Consider the following 18,211-nt stretch of genomic DNA (forward strand, 5'->3'; position numbering starts at 1 on the left):
GTTCTCGTGCTTACCCCTTGACGGAGCCGCTGGTCATGCCGGCGATGAACGACTTGTTCATCAGGAAGTAGACGACCAGAATCGGGAGCATCGATACCATCGAGCCGGACAGCATCAAGTGCCATTCCGCCGCAGCGTTGGCGGAGTACTTTAGCGAGATGACCCCGACCGTCAGCGGCCGCAAGTCGGGATTCGTCATCGTAAAAATAAGCGGGAGCACGTATTGGTTCCACGACTCGCGGAACGTAAATAGTCCCACGACGCCGAGACCCGGCGTAAGCAGCGGCAAAATAATGCGCCAATAGATTCCGAAAAATCCGCAGCCGTCGATCGTCGCCGCCTCATCCAAGTCTTTAGGAATGGAGCGTACGAACCGCTCAAGCAGAAAAATATTAAAGGACAAGTGCGTGCCGACGAAGATCAGCACGATGCTCCACAGCGACTTGTGCAAATGCACTTCGCGCATCATGTCGTAGAGCGGACGGTACGTAATGGCCCCGATCGTGATGAACATCGTAACTGCAAGGACAGCCATGATGAGGCCGCGTCCCGGGAACATGCGCCGGCCCAGCGCATAAGCACCCATCGAGCAGACGATGATATTGATGACCGTGGACGCAATGGAGATAAACAAGCTGTTCCACGTATATTTGGCGAAGTTGGCCCGCTCCCAGGCCTCGGCGTAGTTTTTCCAATGCCACTCCTTCGGCCATATGCTCGTGCTGTTCAGCAGCTCGAAATTCGACTTAAACGAGCCGAATAACGTAAAGACGACCGGATACAATATCGCGATGACGATGCTCAGCAGAAAGATCCAGACGATCGTCCAGGCCAGCAGCGGGCCGACGCGTACGGAAGCGCCCTTTTTGGCGGCGATTGTGCTCATGATACGGTTCCTCCTTCCTTAGTGCGCCTGACTGGATTTGCGCGAGATATATAAGTAAGCGGACGTAAGCAGACCGACGATCAGCGCGGAGACGAAGCCTACGGCAGCGCCGTAGCCGTACTGCTGCACGACCGCATCGCCCTCGGACACCGGGAAGAACAGCTTGTAGATGTACAAGTACATGACTTCCGTTGTGCCGCCGGGACCTCCGGCCGTCAAGACCATGATGCTTTCGTAGCTCTTGAGCGTGTTGACAATCGCCAGCATGACGATGATCTGCATGACCGGTCCGAGCAGCGGTATCGTGACGTACCAGAACTGCTGAACCTTATTCGCACCGTCGATGGCTGCGCTTTCGTACAAATCGTTCGAGATGCCCTGCAAGCCCGCGAGAAACAGCACCATGTAGTTACCGACCGCGCCCCAGATAGCGACGAGAATGGCGGTGAGCATCGAGTACTTGACGCCGAGCCATTCGATCGGTTGATCGATTAATCCAATCGATAAAAGCATTTTGTTAATAATCCCGTTGTACGAGTTGAACATCAGGTAGAAGACGAGCGAGATGACGGCCGTACTGATGATGGTCGGCATGAAAATGATAGCGCGCATCGTATTTTTGCCGAACAGCTTGTTGTTCAGGATGAAAGCTAAGATCAGGGAAAGCGGCAAGGTAATGACGAGCTTTCCGGCTGTAAACAGCAGCGTGTTCCAGACCGAATGCCAGTACTGCGAGTCGCGCGTGAACAGCCGGACAAAGTTTTCGAGCCCGATGAAGGTCGCATCCGAAAAGCCGTCATAGTCATAGAACATATATTTGAAGGCCCACGCCAGAGGATAGATGGCAAACAGCAGCAGGAGAACGACCGTTGGCAGAACCATGACGTAAGGTCCCGTATATTCCTTCAATCTTTTTTTGAGCGGCACGCAAATCAGCTCCTTCCAAAGGCGATTTTTGGCAAAAAGAGAGCAGGCGACTCCCGGATATCCATATAGGAGAGCCACCTGCTGCCCGGTCGTTTATGCAAACGAGAACTTTATTTTTTAATTTGGCTGCGCGGGTCGAAATTCGGCTCGACGATCCGCTTCATGTTGCCGGCCTTTTCTTCGTTGTTCAAGCCGTCGTTGTAACGCTTGTTCAGATCTTCGATTCCTTTGTCAAGCGGGGTCAAGCCGAGAATCGTCTCGGAGATGACGTTCTGCCACGGCTTGCCCTCGATTTTGTGCACGGGGTATGCCGGCCACATGACATCGTCCTTCGGTGCGAATTCCTTGAAATTTTTGAGCGTTGGCTCTTTCGCTTTGGCGAGAACGCTGGGCACGACGCTGATCCCCTTACCCTGCTCGTAGTAAGGAACGAGCACGTCGTCGCTGTAGAGGAAGTTCATCAGCTCCCAAGCTTCTTTTTTGTACTTGCTTTTCCCGGACATATACAGCCAGGATGCGCCGCCGTTGATATAGTTCGCGCCCTTCGGCGTTCCGCCATCGAGCGTCGGCACCTGCGCTACGCCCCAGTTGACTTTGGTCGGGAACTGGGTATCGTACACGCCCGGCTCGGCGGACAGCGAGAAGTACATACCGATTTTGCCTGCCGCAAACTGGTTGCGCAGCGGGTCGATATCCAGCGATTCGTAGCCCGGAAGAATGCTTTTGTTATCGACGATTTGCTTCAGCGCTTGAACATAAGGCTTCAGCACTTCGAAATCGTACTTCCCGTTTTTCCAGTCGTAGTAGTCTTTGCCGTCGAGACGAACCATCGGCAGCAGTCCGCGTTCGAAGGCCGCGGCAGGTGTTTTCATGTTTAATGCGAAGCCGTAGGCGTTGTCCGCTTTGCCCGCTTCGGTAATTTTCTTCGCATAGTCCACAAGCTCCGCCATCGACTTCGGCGGCTCGCTCAGGCCGGCTTTGGCGAACAGGTCTTTGTTATAAATCAGCCGCCAGGTTGTGCCGTAGTTCGGAAGGCTGTAAGTTTTGCCATCCAGCGAGTTTTGCCGGTCGACCTTCAGCAGGTTGTCGCCAAAGCGGGACTTCACTTCCGGCGTCAAGAACTCGTCGAGCGGTTGAATCGCTTTCATTTTTACTAAATCTTCTAACTTGAGCTTCATTTTGGCGTTGAAAATATCCGGCGCCTCGTCCGCTTGAATCGCCGTTTGCAGTGCTTGCTCGTAGTTGTCCGTCATGATCTGGGATTCGACTTCGATCTTGCCTTTAAACTTCTGATTGAACTCGTCCAGCTTCGTTTTCATCAAGTCGGCGTCATGCCGCGCATTCGTCCAAAATTTCAGCTTGACCGGTTGGCCGCTTGCGCCACCGCTTTCGGAGCCGGTTTTCGTTTGTTCGCCGCCGCCGCATCCTGCCAGCGCCGATGAAGCTAATGCCATCGCCAATCCGAGCTTTACATAGCCTTTTGTATTCACGGATTTCGTCCTCCCCTGTAAGATTCTCTGCGTATACGTGAGTTGATCTTCCTATTTCCAAGTATAGCGAACCGTGTCGAATTTCCTAGGGAGGGAATTTTCATGAGAGAGGGGGAGGATTTATTCCTCCTTGAGCTTGTTGAGAAAGTGGTCAAGTGGATCAATAGATGTTACGAGGGGGTGGGGTATCTACTTCCGGTCGCTCTTGTCAGCGGGAAACTTTGATTAAAGCCGCTTAGCAGCGGGTATTTCCCGCAGACAAAGGCGAACGCTATCGCTCCTCCAGTAGATACCCCACCTCCGTATATTTTCTATTTTTTTATAACGACCACTTTCTCAACACTCCGAGGGAGGATTTACTCCTCCCCCGTCGAGGTGCCGAGTCGCTGCTCGCGGTACTCGGACGGCGTGATGCCGTTCTTTTTCTTGAAAATTTCGCGGAAATATTTGCGGTCATGGTACCCGAGCCGCTCGGCAATCTCATAGATGGGAATGGCTGCGTCCTCCAGCCAGTCTTTGGCTTGGGCCAGCTTCAGATCGGTGACGTATTCCACGAAGGAGATTCCCGTCTCCCGTTTAAACAAGCCGCTGAAGTAGTTGGGGCTGACGCCGACATAATCCGCTACCGCCGACAACCCGATCGGCTGCAGCAGGTTCTGCTCGATGAACGCCTTCGCTTCGCTGACAATCGATTTGGAGCCCGCCTGGACAAACTGCTTGACCTGCAGCGCCGCCTGATGGAACCAGACCGGAATATGCACCTTAAGCTCACATAGCTTCGCGCGGTTGCACAGCTCAAACCACGCCTCGGGCAGCGGGCCGCGTTCCCCTTCCGTCATCCCCAGATCGTGCAGAAGCCGGTTCAGCGCAGTGACAAGCTGAATACAGGAGAAACGGAAGTCGGCTGGCTTGCCCTCCTCCCCTTCGAGCGCACGGAAGAAGGAAGCCGCCGCTTCCTGGGCCGATTCCGCCTGTCCCCGCCTGACGAGCGTCAGCAGTTCCTGCTCCTGAAGCGCCGGGTAACCGGTCCGCTTCATCCGGAACGGGATCAAGTCCTCCACGTGAACCACCTGGTTGTTCCCGAAAAAATACACATGCTCGATCGCCTCGCATGCTTCCCGGTATGCGCCGGGCAGCTCGCGCAGCTCCGGACATAACGAGCTGATGCCGATCGTTACCGTGAGGCCCGAATGCTTCTCTACCGAAGTGCGGCACCAGTCCGCAAATTTCAGCAGCTGTTCCTTGACCTCTTTGGCCGGCTCGGCCGGGTCGTAATTGACGAGCATCGCCAGCAGGCCCCATTCGGCATAAAAAGCGATGCCTGTCCCCCACGACGACAAGCAGTCGCCGACAATGTTCTCGACGATAAAGCGGCTGAGCTCAACTTCCTCTACGGGCTTATGCGAAATTTCATCGAAGAGTTCAATCGCGACAGCCAGCAGCGCAAAGTTCGAAGGCTTGAGCGGGATTTCCGCGAAATCCCATTTATCCCGCAAGCGTACCTGCCGCTCGTCCCGAAACCGGATCATCTCGTTCAAATATTGCTGCCGCAGAGCCGGCAGGCTTCGCCGGATCGTTTGCTGAAACTTCACCCGCTGCGCGTCCCGCTCCTGCTCCTTGCGAAGCTCGCCGAGCAGCTTGGCGATAATCCCGGTCATTTCTTTAATGTCAACCGGTTTCAATACATAGTTCGAAGCACCGAGCGCAAGCGCTTTCTTGGCGTAGTCGAATTCCTCGTAGCCGCTAAGTACGACGAAACGGATAGCCCGGTCGAAGCGCGCCCTGATGTGCTCCATCAGCTCGATGCCGTTCATATTCGGCATCTTGATATCCGTCACGATAAGATCGGCCGGATCGCTTGCATAGCGGTGCAGCGCTTCCTTACCGTCGAGTGCGATCTCGACCTGCGATACGCCGAGCGTCTCCCAAGGAATATGCTTGCGGATGCCCTGCACGACGCTCTCCTTATCGTCCACCAGCAGTACTTTCATGCGGTGCCTCCTCCTTCGCATCGCAGATGCGGATCTCGAATCGTGAGCCTTCCCCTACCCGGCTCTCGGCCCGGAACGATGCGCGTTCCCCGAAAAAGTAGCGAAGCCGTTCCTTAATATTCATAATCGCGTAGCCTTCTCCGCTCTGAGAAGCGACGCCTGACGCCGCGTCCACCAGCGGTGCGTTGAAGAGTCCGATCAGCTCCGGATCGATCCCCGAGCCGTTGTCTTCCACGGTCAGCACCGTCGTGTCCGTTCCTTCCCGGAAGCTTTTCACATAGATCCGGTTATTTTGATACTCGTTGTCCTTAAACGCGTGCAGCACCGCATTTTCCGCCAAAGGCTGCAGGATGATTTTCGGTACGACCGTTTCCTTCGTCCGCTCGTCCACCGACACCTCGAACGCAAACTGCCGCCTGTATTGATAATTGACGAGCTTCAAATATTGCTCGACGTGTTCCATTTCCTTCCCCGCGGTCGTCGCTTCCTCGCCACGGTTCAGACTGAGCCGGAAAAAGCGGGACAGCGACAAAATAATATCGCTGGCCGACGAATCGTTGAATTCGAGCGACTTCCAATAAATTTCGTCAAGCGTATTGTATAGAAAATGCGGATTGATCTGCGCCTGAAGCGCGCGCATCTCCGCCCTCCGCTTCGCGAGGCTCTCCTCCACCACCTGCTTCAGCAGCCGTTGAATTTGGTCCAGCAGCTCGTCGAACCGCCGCCCCAGCTCGCCGATCTCGTCCCGGCTCTCGGAAGCGAAGCGCACGTCGAGGTCGCCTTTTTTGGCTTGGGACATGAGCCGCTGCAGCCTGCGCACCGGAAGGGTGACCCAGCGGGCGATAAACTTGTTCATAAAGAAAGAGAACGCCAGCAGCACCACCGTCAGCAGTATCGTAAAATATTTAATGTAAGCGATCTTGACGAGCAGCTGCTTTTTCGGCTGAACGACGAGCGCCTGCCAGCCGGCAATCGGAATCGGCTTATGATTGACCAGGTACGTCTCGTCTCCCAGCTTCGCTTCGAAAAACGACGGTTTGCCCGAGAAATCCGGCACCTGCGCCTGATCCAGAAACTGTTCTGTCACCTCGCTCCGGGAGGACAGCAGGATCGGCTGGCCGTTCTCGTCCAAAATCATCGAGAATCCGTCAGGCACCAACTGGATGGTCTGCAGGTTGCGTTCGAAATAGTCTGCCCGCAGCGTAATCACCAAATAATTGTCCAGCTCCACCGCCCCGGTGGCCGTGGCTGGCCGGCTGACCAGACCGATCACCGCTCCTTCCTGCACGAACAGCGGATTTTGCCCGGTATAGATCCAGCGGTTCGTCGACGACGGCTTAATCGCCTTGTAATACACCGTCTCCTTGAAATCGGTTTCCTTTCTTGCCGCCGGAAATCCTTCGAAAAATTCTCCCTTGGGCGTATATAAATAAATCCCGCGAATCGTAGGCGAGGACAGACTCGCTTTTGAGAACAGCGAAAATACGTTATTGAAAACGACGGAATACGTTTCATCCGACCGGTTCTGGCTCCATTCGATCGCCCGCGCCAGCTCGTCGCTGGAATTGATCCAGTACAGCTTGTCGCTGACGTTCTTCAGCTCGTTGCCAACATTGGCGCTAAGCTGGCTAACCGTCCGGTCTGCGGCGTTATAGGCGTATTCTTCGATATAGCGGGCCGCCTGATTGAACGAAAATGCCCCCGTCAACGGCACGGCAATCAGAATAACGACCGATGTCATCAGGAACACCTTCCATTCGAGCCCCCAATCGCGGAAACGCTCCGCCGCCCGGCGCATGCAGGCTCCGAACCACGGCATGGCTACCACCTCTTTCTAGTCTGTTGTAGCATAAACCTGATGTGCCCGAAAAGGGATAAAAATTACCGGATGCCCTGCTGCGAGCGTAAATTTACCGCCTCTCCTTCCTGTCGCGAAAAAAAAATAAACCGTGCCTTGAATGGCTCAAGGTTACGGTTTACAGTTTCAGTGCATGGCTCGCCCCGCTGGCGATAAATTTATAGCCTACGCCATGGACGTTGATAATATATTTCGGATTCGACGGGTCCGGCTCTATTTTCTTGCGAAGGTTGCTCACATGTACGATAATCGTTCTCGTATCATTGAAGCTTTCCTGTCCCCAAATTTCGCGGAACAGCTGCTCATGGCTGAAGGTCTGCTCCGGACGCGAAGCGAGAAAGCTCAATAGATCGAATTCCTTGCGGGACAGCGTTACTTCTTGCCCGCTCACTCTCACCACACGGCTTAACCGGTCGATCCGCAGATTGCCGACGACCAGCTTGTCGGGCTGTCCTCCCGCCTGCTCCGCCGCAGCCAAATGCGGCCTGCGCAAATGGGCGCGTACCCGGGCCATCAGCTCGTTCGGGCTGAAAGGCTTCGTAATATAATCGTCGCCGCCCAGATTCAAGCCGGCGATTTTGTCCGCCTCGTCTTTTTTGCAGCTCAAAAATAAGATCGGCACGGGAGAAACCGCCCGAAGCTCCCGGCATACTTCGAAGCCGCTTCGCCCCGGCAGAAGCACGTCCAGTATCGCCAGATCCGGCCGCTCCGCCTCCGCGATCATAAGCGCTTCTTCGCCGCTGGTTGCGAGCTGGACACGGTAATTGTTTTTTTCCAAGTAAAGACGGATCACTTCCCGAATCTCGGGATCATCTTCCACAACTAACACTGTTTGCTCCGTCATCCGTTTCACCACCGCATCGATGTAGTTCCCTGGTCCTAAGAAGAGAATAAACAATTGGACTGTTGCCGGTCAAGCTTTTTTTGAAGGTTGGCGGCGGGTATCGTGAAGCAGAACACGGTTCCTCGTCCCGGTTCGGTCCGGTCGACCCAAATGCGTCCCCCATGATATTCTATGATTTCTCTGGATATGGATAGCCCGAGCCCTTTGCCGCCTGCAGCGGAATTGCGCGATCGGCCGCTGGTATAGAACCGGTCGAACACGTAAGGCAAATCCTGTTCGTTAATGCCGCCCCCCGTATCGCTGACCCGGCACAGCAGTTGTTCCCCATCGTCGATCATTTCTACCTGAATGGAGCCGCCTTCCGGCGTGAACTTGATCGCATTGAAGATCAAGTTGCTGAACACCTGATGCAGCCGCTCCAGATCGACCTCCACCGCGGAAAATTCACGCGCCTGATCGTCTCCTTCGGCCCGAAGCGTCAGCATATAATGAATGCCCGCATTGCGCGTATCCAGCTCGTAGCGGCTGAACAGCAGCTCAATCAGGCGGTCGGTGCGCATGAGCTGCTTTTTGAAGGTCACTTGTCTCGCTTCAAGCTGGGAGAGCTGGAACAGGTCCTCGATCAACCGGTCCATGCTGACGACTTTGCTGTGAATAAGCCGCAAATAACGTTCCTTCTGCTCCTCCGTATCTACGATGCCGTCCAGCACGGCCTCCAAATAGCACTGGATCGTCGTCAGCGGAGTGCCCAAATCATGCGATATATTGCTGAGCAGCCGGCTCCGGGACTTCTCCATCCGCGACAGCTCGTCATTTTTCCGCCGCAGCTCCAGATTCGCCTCCTCGAGATCGGCCGTCCGTTCCTTGATCTTGTCGTGCAAGCCGCTGTTCAGCTGCGTCAAAGTGGCGGAAAGCTTTTCCTCGCTCCCGTACCCCCGGGACAGCTTGACCGACAGCAGCACCGACTGGGAGAAAATAAAGATTAACAGGCCAAAAGCGGACATCTTGTCCGTCGTCTGCACCAGTTCGTGAGCGTACAGCATATCATTGACGATGGTAGCCGCAAAGATCAAGCCGGCGAACAGCAGCAGCCCTCCGCCCTCTCTTCTGCGCAAAAAGGCGAGCACGATGATGCTTAAGTTGTAGCAGACACCCGTTCCCAAGATCAGCTGCAGGACGATAAGCCATTTCGTAAAGAGCATGGCAGGCAGCAGCGGAATGACAGCGGCGTACGCCAGCGCTACCACACAGAAATACGTCGTTATTTTCCGCGAACTCTCCCTCGGATACATGCTGGCGAAAAATAAGACGAACAGCAGCATGCTCAAATCCGCCGTCAAATACTCCAGAACTAGCGCCAGCGTCCAATCGAAGCGGGGAAACGCCTGGGTCACGACCATTTCCCCGATCAGCGCCATGCGCAGGCAGAATACGATGCAAAATAATCCGAAATAAAGCATAGCCAGCTCTTTGGTCCGTACGACAAACAGGCCAAGATGATAAAGCCCCATGATCAGCAAGCAGCCGATCAGCAGCGTATCGAAGCCGACCGACAGTTGCTTCGCCCTCGCTACCGACTCGAACAGGCCGAACTCGATCGGCTGCCGGATGCCGCCCTTCTCGTGCGAATAGTTCGATACTTGAAGAACCACCCTCAGTTCGCTCGTATGGGGATGAGCTACGGCCAGCTGGGTTAAAAAATGAGGCTTCGATTCCGGCTCGGATCTGCTTGCAGTTCCGGCGGACGCGATTTCCTTTCCGTTCACCCAGAGCTTATAAGACGTATAGATCGGGGGAAGCCGCAGGGCAAGCATCCGCTCATCATCGGACAACAAAATCTTGAGGCGGTAGGTAGCGTACCCTTCGCCCGTCAGCACCTTTCCGTCCTTCGTCGTGCCGTTCCAGGAACCCGGAAGCCTGGCGTAGCTTGGTGCTCCGAAGCGATCCGCCGCCAAGTCTGCGGGGTGCTTGAATTCGTTCCAATAAAACTCCCACTCACCGTTCAGCGGAAGATACCCTTTCCGGTCCCAATCCCATCCCCGCAGATCCAATTCGCCCCGTACTGCTGTCGGCGAATTGCCATAGGTGAAGAATAACCGTTCTCCCGCAATCAGCCCTACGATCAAAAAAACGACAATAGTGAAAAATGCGGCAACCCGCCTCGATATTCGTTCCAGCGGCATGTGCTACCTCACGCTCCTCCGGCTTCGAGATACCGGCGGATGCCGCTTGCGATTCTTTCAGCCAATTTCGTTTGGTATTCTTGTTGACATGATGATTGTTTAAAACTGATCGGTTCGATCAATTGTGTATTCGCCCCTCAAGCGTTAAATCCTGCTTTTTCCAGACTCCGGTCTACCTATCTCTTCCCATTGTGCCTGAATTTGCCGAACTGAACAAGGGAGAAAATACTATAGTCTTTTCTTCCTATTCCAAGGCAGATCTTTAAAGCTTTCTTTCCTATGTAAAACGACCCGGCGTAATCCGCCGGGCCGGGTAACAGCTTAATGAAATGAAAATATACAATATCATAGCTGACGCTCTCTCGTACATTCCATAGCTTGCTTATTTGCTTTGGTAAGATAGGGCGAAATCCAAGGTACCGCCGGAGCGGTCGATCAACACCAGGTCGGCTTTTCCATTGCCATCGACATCCCGGACCATCAGATTAACGCCTTTTCCCGGCGTCCCCCACGGCCCAAAGGTGGAAAGCAGCTTCCACTCCCGGTCCTCATCCCTTACATAGACGGTGCAGCGCATCGTCTTCGGGTCCCAGCGGAGCGCGTCTTCCCGTCCGTCCCCGTTGAAGTCCCCGAGCCGGATCAAGCCGTCTTCATTCGGGAGACCGAGGTCCACGCGGGTCAGCTTCCACGTCATGTCGGCGGTATCCGGCTGAAGCTGAATGCCGCCCGAGGCGCCGTCTTTAGAGGCAAACAGCGCTGGACCACCCTCCATGCGAACCTGAAGCTCCTGATTCATTTCGCTTCGGAGCTTGTACGGTTTAATCGGCTTCATTTCCTTCCCCCGGATTCGCCAACCGTATAGTTGAAGCTTATCCTTCGTTAGTCCGGCTACAACCACTTCGCCGTTCGATAACGGGAGCGTGTATAAGGAGCTCCAAGCTTTGGCTTCAATTTTCCAGCTCTGCGCCAGATGAAACTGTCGCCCGTCCGATACATAGCGGTCCAAGCGCCCGCTCGGATTCGCCGTCCAAAAGCTGCCCAGCCCTTCCGCATCTTTGCCGCTGACGGCGGCGGCAGCCCCGTTCGCATATTCCGCCTGCCCCCATCGCACCGGCGCCGGCTGCGCTTCATTGCGCAGTCCCTTGAACCGGCCGGGAATCACGCTGATCTCCCCATTCGCCGCATTCCACTGCACTGTATCGGCTTGCCCGTCGCCGTCGACGTCTTCAAGAAAAACGTTCTGTTTACCGCCCGGCAGCAGCTTGACGCTCTGAGCAGGCGTGAACGGTACATAGTCGTGGATGGAGCGGAAGGCGTACCCTTTCGCCCGAAGGTCGGCAATGAGCTTTTGCAGCACGCTCTTGTTCTGCTCGGGGTACCGGAATTCCGGAAGGCCGTCCCGCATGACCGGTTGGCCTTCCGTATCCAGAACAGGAGTCAGGTATTTGAACTCGAGAAAAGGATGATAAAAAAAGGAAGCCACGTGATTCGAGCGACCGACCCGGTCCACAATCACTTTCTCGTCTTTATTATAAGGAATGTAATCGTAAGGCGTCGGAACGTAAGCCGCGCCAAGCGTCGGACTGCCGTAGCCGGTATTGCGCTGATTCAGATAAAAGACGCCTTCGGCATTGCGATGAGACTGTACCTCCGCCTGATAGTTCAAGCCGAAGTACGACCGGAACACCCGGTCCTGTTCGGCGGTAGTTCGGTAATGCGGCGCCTCCCAGAACTGCGGCTTCAGTCCCGCACGCTCGAATATCGCAATCCCCTCTTTTATGCGCTGCTCCGCATACGATGTCTTCATCGTTTCTTCCACATCCGGCACTTGGAACTCGTTGCCGATCCCCGATTCGTGGTGGCCGTCATCCCGGCGCACGCTGCCGACTTGGTGCGTATAGCCGTGCATGCCGATGACCGCACCGCTGTCCGAAGCCTGTTGGAGCACCTTGCGGAAAGCGGCCGCATACGGGTTGCCCTCCTGATCGAGCGGTACGTCGTACCGCGATCCGTCCGGGGGCAGATTGATCCAGCGGGGAATAACCGCGAGATGATACGCCACCTTCTGGTCGCGCAAATATTCCAGCACGGTTCTCAGCTTTCCAAGCTCCTCAAGCGAAGCATATTGTCCGCCGGGACCAATGTCCTCCAACCGCATTAAGACGAATTTGGACGTACGGGCCTCGCCTTCTACGGTAAAAATCCGATACGCCGACAGCAGCAGCGTAAGCGCGATTAAGGAAACAACAAAACGTAGCCATTTCGAATGGCGTAAATAGATCATTCGGTGTCAGGGACTCCCTTCTGGCTGCAAAACAACGCTAAATCGCAATGAAAAGCGCGTTAAAACGCTTACAAAATAATTGTAAATCTACACCCGATTGTAACAGATTTCCCGCCGGACGAGTATGGTTTTTTTTGCAGCGATAAGGTTGAAAGTATGGCTTATTCACCATATTTTCCTGCCCTCCCTGCCGACGGACCTAAACGGCTCTGCGCCGCCCGAATCATATAAAAAACGAAAATTCCGAGAGAGGGGTGCTTTCGACGCATGGAAAATCAATTGAAAGCGATAACGAAAGAGCTGACGGACCTGCATAAGCGTTATGCCGGAATTTCCCTAAGCTTTGCCGCCCTTGAGCGGAAATTGTCAGCCATGGAACACCGCATGACTACGCTCGAAACCGAGTTTGCGAGGCAAGTCCCCTTTCTGCCGGAAGAAACCGGCGCGCCAGCCCACTAAAGGGTACCTTAAGCCGCTGTTCTCCATCATCCGTATCCTTATCCCGCCAAGAGGCTCTTCAACCCATGTCGTCCGGAGGCTTGCGACTTAACCGCAAGCTTCCATACGCGGCTCATCCCCCGTTTGCCTATTCAAAATAAACCCTATACCGCCGTTTCCCTCTGCAAAAGTCCACTATCCCTGCTCGGCATTTTACTTCCCGATTCGGCACGCTATATAATGAAATGGCCGCTTCTCCGCGCCTTTACCGGCCGGGAGATATCGTTTGGAAGCCGGCTTGGCGCTTACGCTCCGAAGCACCTGACCCCCATTCGGATTTGCCTTTGGGCCTATTTTTAATCTGTTACGATGGGGGTAAGCATGGTATAATGAATCGAATGCGACAGGCAGGTGATATCAAAATATGCAAAAAATCCCAGTCATTCGTGATAAAAAAAGTTCTGACATCACCATCATCTCTTCCGATGAAGTCGTTAAAATCGAATGCGTACGGGATAAAGAATATATCATTCATACGGTTTCCGATAAATATTACTGGGCAGCGTCGCTGGAAGCTTTCGAAGAGTGGCTGTACGAGGAGGGCTTTCGCCTGATCGATCAGATGAATGTGGTCAATATGAACCACGTAACGGAGTATGAGCCGCGCAAAGGAATCGTCACATTGCAGCACGGTCCAACGCCCCATTATAAAACCGCTTCCGCCGCCTGGATTCACGGCGAGCATATTACGAACGTCATGAATCTTCTAGGAAAGATGAAGGATCTCGACAAAGGCATCATCGACGACGAAGCCGATCGAATTTTCGAGAACGTGTTAGCCCAAGAAGAGGATCATCGGTTCGCCCGTTCTTACGCGATGATCAAAGCGCTGTACGATAAGAAAAAGACCGAGCTGCTGCTTGAAGAAAGCGAGCTGCGTTATAAATCGCTGTTCGAACACAATCCCGATCCGATCTGCTCGCTGAACCTGTCGGGCCTCATTACGAGCGTCAATCCCGCCATGTTCGACGTTACCGGCTATTCGGAAGCGGATCTGCTTCACCGCACGATCAATCCGCTGATTTTCCCGGAAGATTACACGCGGTGGCTCGACCATTTCGAGGAAACGCTCAACGGCATGACTCCTCATTATGAGATTACGTTTGTACGCAAGGACGGCAATCCGGTCGAGCTCAGCGTATTTAACTTTCCGATCTTCGTTAACAAACAAATTGCCGGCGTTTACATGATCGGCCAAGACATCAGCGAGCGCAAACGGGCCGAGGAAATGATTCTCCGCTCCGAGAAGCTGTCGATCGTCGGCCAGCTAGCCGCTGGGGTCGCCCATGAAATCCGCAATCCGCTAACCTCGCTCAAAGGCTTCGTCCAACTGCTCCAAGGCAAGGTAAGCGGCTACGACAATTACTTCGAAATCATGGTCGACGAGCTGGAGCGGATCAACTTTATCGTCAGCGAATTTCTGGTCATTGCGAAGCCGCAGGTCGTCAAGTACCAGCCGAAGAATGCCTTCACCATTCTGGAAAATACGATTATGCTGCTCGGTTCTCAAGCAATGATCCATAACGTCGACATCGTCACGGAAGCGGACCCTGATCTTCCCGAAATCAATTGCGACGAAAATCAAATCAAGCAGGTATTTATCAACATTTTGAACAACTCCATCGATGCCATGCCGGAAGGCGGACAAATCCGCGCCGAATTCCGCAAAATGGAGGGCGGAAAGCTGCTGATGCGGTTTACCGATCAAGGCTGCGGCATTCCAGAAGACCGAATTCCCCGACTGGGGGAACCGTTCTATACGACGAAGGAGAAAGGTACCGGGCTCGGTCTCATGGTCACCTTTAAAATTATCGAAAATCACGGGGGCAGCATGAAGATAAGCAGCGAGCAGGGAAAAGGCACGACCGTAGACATTTATATGCAGGGCGTCCGAAAGATCCGGTCTTAGCAAGCGAGACGGAAGCCCGTTATAAGCAAACAGCCTTTCGAGTCCGGCGTGATTCGAAAGGCTGTTTTTTCGTTGTGCTGCGGTACCGCTTATTGTTTGAGCGTGGTAATGTATCGTTTGGCCAGCCCGCTTGGCGTATCGAATGCTTCATAAACGCGGATGGTAAACGGATTTTCGAGCTGCTCCGTTTTTGCGGTGAAGGTCAGAATCTGCTTGCCCGTTGCCAGTTTATTCGGACCGGTGAACGGACCTTCGGCTGTTCCGAGCATGCGTCCTTGCGAGTCCACCAGCTCCATATAAAGCCTAGAGAAGTTCTGGTCGACCACGACGTTGTCGGTCTGCTTCACATCCAGCGTAAACGAGATTTTATAGCTGTAAATCAACCCACCCATGCTGCCAGGAGTTGTAGCAGACAATGTCCAATCGACGATTTTCAGATCAAACGGGTACATGGCGAACGTATCTCCCGCCGCCCCGCTGCTTGCAGCAGCCGTCTGCAAGGAAGCGATCGTGCTCGTATAAGGAGCTGCGGACTGCGTATCCAACAGCTTGATCGTCAGCTGCTTGCCGCTCTCCGTCTTCGGTACGTTGAACGAATAATTCACGATATAGCTCATGTTCGGGTTCAACGCAGCGGTGACCCCGGATTGCCGCGCTCCGGCATAAGCGGCTCCGTCGCTTCCGACGATCTCGGTCTGGAAAGCGGGCACCGGCACCGGCTTATCGCTCTTGTTCGTGATCCGGAATTTGGCGACTACCGAATGAAAGCCGTTGTCACTCTCATGAAGATGCATTTCCATCAGGGTTACTTCCGTATTGGCGTCGATCATTTTATTCAACGGATCGAAGACGATAGGGCTGCCGATCCGGTAAGAAATCGCAGGCGCCGTATCCGTCTGCGCGCCGCCCGGAACCGCAATCTGCACGCGGCCGACGTCAAACCCCGTTGCCGCAGTCGGCGCGCTCTGTCCTCCCCCCGAAACGAACGTTTCGGTCGTCGTAACGAATAAGGAAGTCAGCGTCACATTGTTCTCGACCGGGACGGCGAAATGAATATATTTTTTCTCGCCGGCCTCGACCGTCACGGCACCTTGCTCGGTACGGCTGCCGGTATACGTCTTGTGATCCGATTGACCGTCGATGCGGAATTCGGGTACCGTTTCCCGTCCGACGCCAGGGTTTTCCACCAATAAGGTGACGAGCGCCACCGGACCTGTTCCTGCTCCCACCGCATTCGGTACCGCTGCCGGTGCGCCGGACGCTCCGCCAGACGCAGCAGTTGCACCGTCCGGGGCTGCCGCAGCCCCTCCCGCTCCCGGCGCGGATGCGCCACCGGAGGTCGCGCCGGCCGCCGCTCCCGTGGAAGCTCCGCCTGTCGCATACTGTACCTTGATCGCCGTAGGGGTATAGCGCAGGCTGGAATTTAAGCCCGGAATCGCAAACGCTTCTCCCCATCCCTTCGGCTCGGCGGCTTTATCCGCTCCTGCCGCCGACGCGTACCATACTTGCCTCGCACCTAGCGGAATCGTCAGCAGGTTCGTTTCCTTTTTCGGATAAACATACTCATCCACATTGACGAAGGACAGTTCCGACAGTTTAATCGCCGGCGTGCCCTCGATGACGGTCATATAGACCAGCTCGCCAATTTCGCCCGGCTCCAGCGCAGTCTTGTTCGCAGCGCTCGCCTTCAGCGTATATTGAACTCCGCCCGTCGTGCGGACGTGCAGTTGATGATCGGGAATCCGGGTTTTCTGCGTTCCCCCGTTATACAAACGAACGGATGCGCCTATGCGTGTTCCGCCGGCGGTCGTTTCTACCGCCAGACTTTTTACCGCGGCACGGATCGAATCCGTTAAGCCGAAGTTGCTCGGAGCGGCCACTGTCGCTTGGGTCGTATCGGCCGCCAGCGCCGGCAGGTTTGCCGGAAGGAGTGTCGTTCCGATTATGACGAAGGTTAGCGCTGTTTTCCAAGGTTGTTTCATCGATGATTCCTCCTTATGCAGTGGATCTTATTTTTTAGCCGGCTCTTGAGCCGCAGGAGAGGGCTGGCCTTGGGGGGCCGGTTTGGCCACTTCCACCTTCTGCCCGTCCTTCAGCTGATGCTGCCCGCTCGTTACGATTTGCTCTCCTTCCTTGACGCCATCCAGTACCTCCTGGTAAGCGTCACTGATACGTCCCAGCTTGATTTTACGCTTCTGGACCTTATCCCCTTGAAGCACGAAGACGAACGAATTCGATTCTTCGCGGACAATGCTGAGCGTCGGAACGGCTGCAACCTGCTCCTCCGCCTCGGTGGTGAGTTGAACTACGGCCCGGGTACCCGGTTTCAGCTTCTGATCCGGATTCTGGACTTCCAGCTCAAGAGAATACGATTTGGTCGCTGCGCTCATGACATTCGATAAAAACGTAATTTTGGCCTTTCCTTTCTCGGCCGGATTATCCGGACTGTAATAGGTAAGCTCCTGCTTGTTTTTGACCAGCTCATACGACGGCTCCGACAGCTCGACCTTCAGCTTGATCGGATCGATCTGCTGAACTTGCCCTATCTTGCCGTTAGGCGAGACGGTCCCGCCAAGCTCTATCGTATAATCCGTCAGCACCCCGCTGACAGGCGCTTTGACGTCATAATTCTCAAGCGACCGCTGAGCCTCATCCAAGCTGATCCGCGAGGACTCTACCTCCGTCTGCTGGTCAGCCAGCGAATTCGTTTTGTCCAGAGCTGTCAGCTTGTTGCGCTGCGCCTGCACATCCATGCGGGCATTCTTCAGCGCCTGCTCGGCCTGTTCCACCTGACGCTGCGTTGCTGTGCCTGCGTCAAAATCGTTGCGCATTTTGTTGTAGTCTTTCTCCGCGTCGCTAACCTTCTGCTCCGCCTTCGTAATCTCGTCCTGCAAATTGCGGCGGGAATTGGCGTTGTCCTCCACTGTTTTCGTAAGCGTCTGCTCCGAGCTCTTCACCTTGAGCTGGCTTTTTTTCAAGGACGATTCGGCCTCGCGATTGTCGATTCGGAACAACACCTCGCCCGCCTGCACGACATCTCCGCGTTTCTTCAAGACTTGAGTAATCTGACCGCTCGCCTTCGGGATGACGTCCATGGCGGACATCCCCACCACTTCCGCCACCTGTTCGCGCGGATCGCTAATTTTGCGCTTGGCGACCGCCTCCGTCTTCACCGGGCGGTTATCCAGCTTGAGGTCAACCGTGGATTCTCCCTTGGCGCCAGGGGCCGAGCAGCCTGCCGCAAGCAGGGCGGCCGCTGCCAATAAGGCGAGGACCCGAAGCGTGAGGACTTTCTTCATCGCAATGTCTTTTCTAACCTTTCTCATCTTTCCGTGCCTCCT

General features: G+C 54.7%; 12 protein-coding genes. 2 read left to right on the plus strand and 10 right to left on the minus strand.

From position 1 onward, the window contains the following. Positions 1-10: 10 nt before the first annotated feature. The 8 genes from ET33_RS22210 to ET33_RS22245 form a co-directional block, all read right to left on the minus strand. The gene (locus tag ET33_RS22210) at positions 11-886 is read right to left on the minus strand and encodes a carbohydrate ABC transporter permease (RefSeq protein ID WP_051775513.1); all 876 of its coding nucleotides are present in this window, start codon (positions 884-886) and stop codon (positions 11-13) included. 18 nt (positions 887-904) lie between these two features. After that, a complete protein-coding gene (locus tag ET33_RS22215; RefSeq protein ID WP_235206788.1) occupies positions 905-1,813 on the minus strand; it encodes a carbohydrate ABC transporter permease in 909 nt (302 codons plus the stop codon). Between the two features lie 110 nt (positions 1,814-1,923). Beyond that, complete coding sequence (locus tag ET33_RS22220) at positions 1,924-3,303, minus strand: ABC transporter substrate-binding protein (RefSeq protein WP_036686896.1); 1,380 nt, start codon at positions 3,301-3,303, stop codon at positions 1,924-1,926. Between the two features lie 356 nt (positions 3,304-3,659). Beyond that, entirely contained in the window at positions 3,660-5,294 is a 1,635-nt protein-coding gene (locus ET33_RS22225) for a response regulator (RefSeq protein ID WP_036686898.1), read from the minus strand. Beyond that, the gene (locus ET33_RS22230) at positions 5,269-7,113 is read right to left on the minus strand and encodes a cache domain-containing sensor histidine kinase (RefSeq protein ID WP_036686901.1); all 1,845 of its coding nucleotides are present in this window, start codon (positions 7,111-7,113) and stop codon (positions 5,269-5,271) included. Before ET33_RS22230 ends, ET33_RS22225 begins: the two co-directional genes overlap by 26 nt. 157 nt (positions 7,114-7,270) lie before the next feature. Next, entirely contained in the window at positions 7,271-7,996 is a 726-nt protein-coding gene (locus ET33_RS22235; RefSeq protein WP_036686904.1) for a response regulator transcription factor, read from the minus strand. A gap of 35 nt (positions 7,997-8,031) precedes the next feature. Beyond that, positions 8,032-10,179, minus strand: coding sequence for a sensor histidine kinase (locus ET33_RS22240; RefSeq protein WP_036686907.1), 2,148 nt, complete (start codon positions 10,177-10,179; stop codon positions 8,032-8,034). Between the two features lie 382 nt (positions 10,180-10,561). Further along, positions 10,562-12,463, minus strand: a complete 1,902-nt coding sequence (locus ET33_RS22245; RefSeq protein WP_036686911.1) for a DUF2334 domain-containing protein — start codon at positions 12,461-12,463, stop codon at positions 10,562-10,564. Between the two features lie 267 nt (positions 12,464-12,730). Between ET33_RS22245 and ET33_RS22250 the strand changes: the two genes are divergently transcribed. Continuing rightward, positions 12,731-12,922: a hypothetical protein gene (locus tag ET33_RS22250; protein ID WP_036686913.1), complete on the plus strand. Its 192-nt coding sequence runs from the start codon at positions 12,731-12,733 to the stop codon at positions 12,920-12,922. Between the two features lie 403 nt (positions 12,923-13,325). After that, complete coding sequence (locus ET33_RS22255; RefSeq protein WP_036686916.1) at positions 13,326-14,870, plus strand: ATP-binding protein; 1,545 nt, start codon at positions 13,326-13,328, stop codon at positions 14,868-14,870. Between the two features lie 89 nt (positions 14,871-14,959). Here ET33_RS22255 and ET33_RS22260 read toward each other — a convergent pair whose 3' ends face one another. Together ET33_RS22260 and ET33_RS22265 are read right to left on the minus strand one after the other, a co-directional pair. Next, positions 14,960-16,852 carry a hypothetical protein gene (locus ET33_RS22260; protein WP_051775514.1) on the minus strand — a complete coding sequence of 631 codons (1,893 nt, stop codon included), beginning with the start codon at positions 16,850-16,852 and terminating at the stop codon, positions 14,960-14,962. A gap of 27 nt (positions 16,853-16,879) precedes the next feature. Next, positions 16,880-18,196: an efflux RND transporter periplasmic adaptor subunit gene (locus ET33_RS22265; protein ID WP_036686919.1), complete on the minus strand. Its 1,317-nt coding sequence runs from the start codon at positions 18,194-18,196 to the stop codon at positions 16,880-16,882. Between the last annotated feature and the right edge of the window lie 15 nt (positions 18,197-18,211).

Source organism: Paenibacillus tyrphae (genome assembly GCF_000722545.1).
In the GTDB taxonomy this organism is placed as follows: Bacteria; Bacillota; Bacilli; order Paenibacillales; family NBRC-103111; genus Paenibacillus_G; species Paenibacillus_G tyrfis.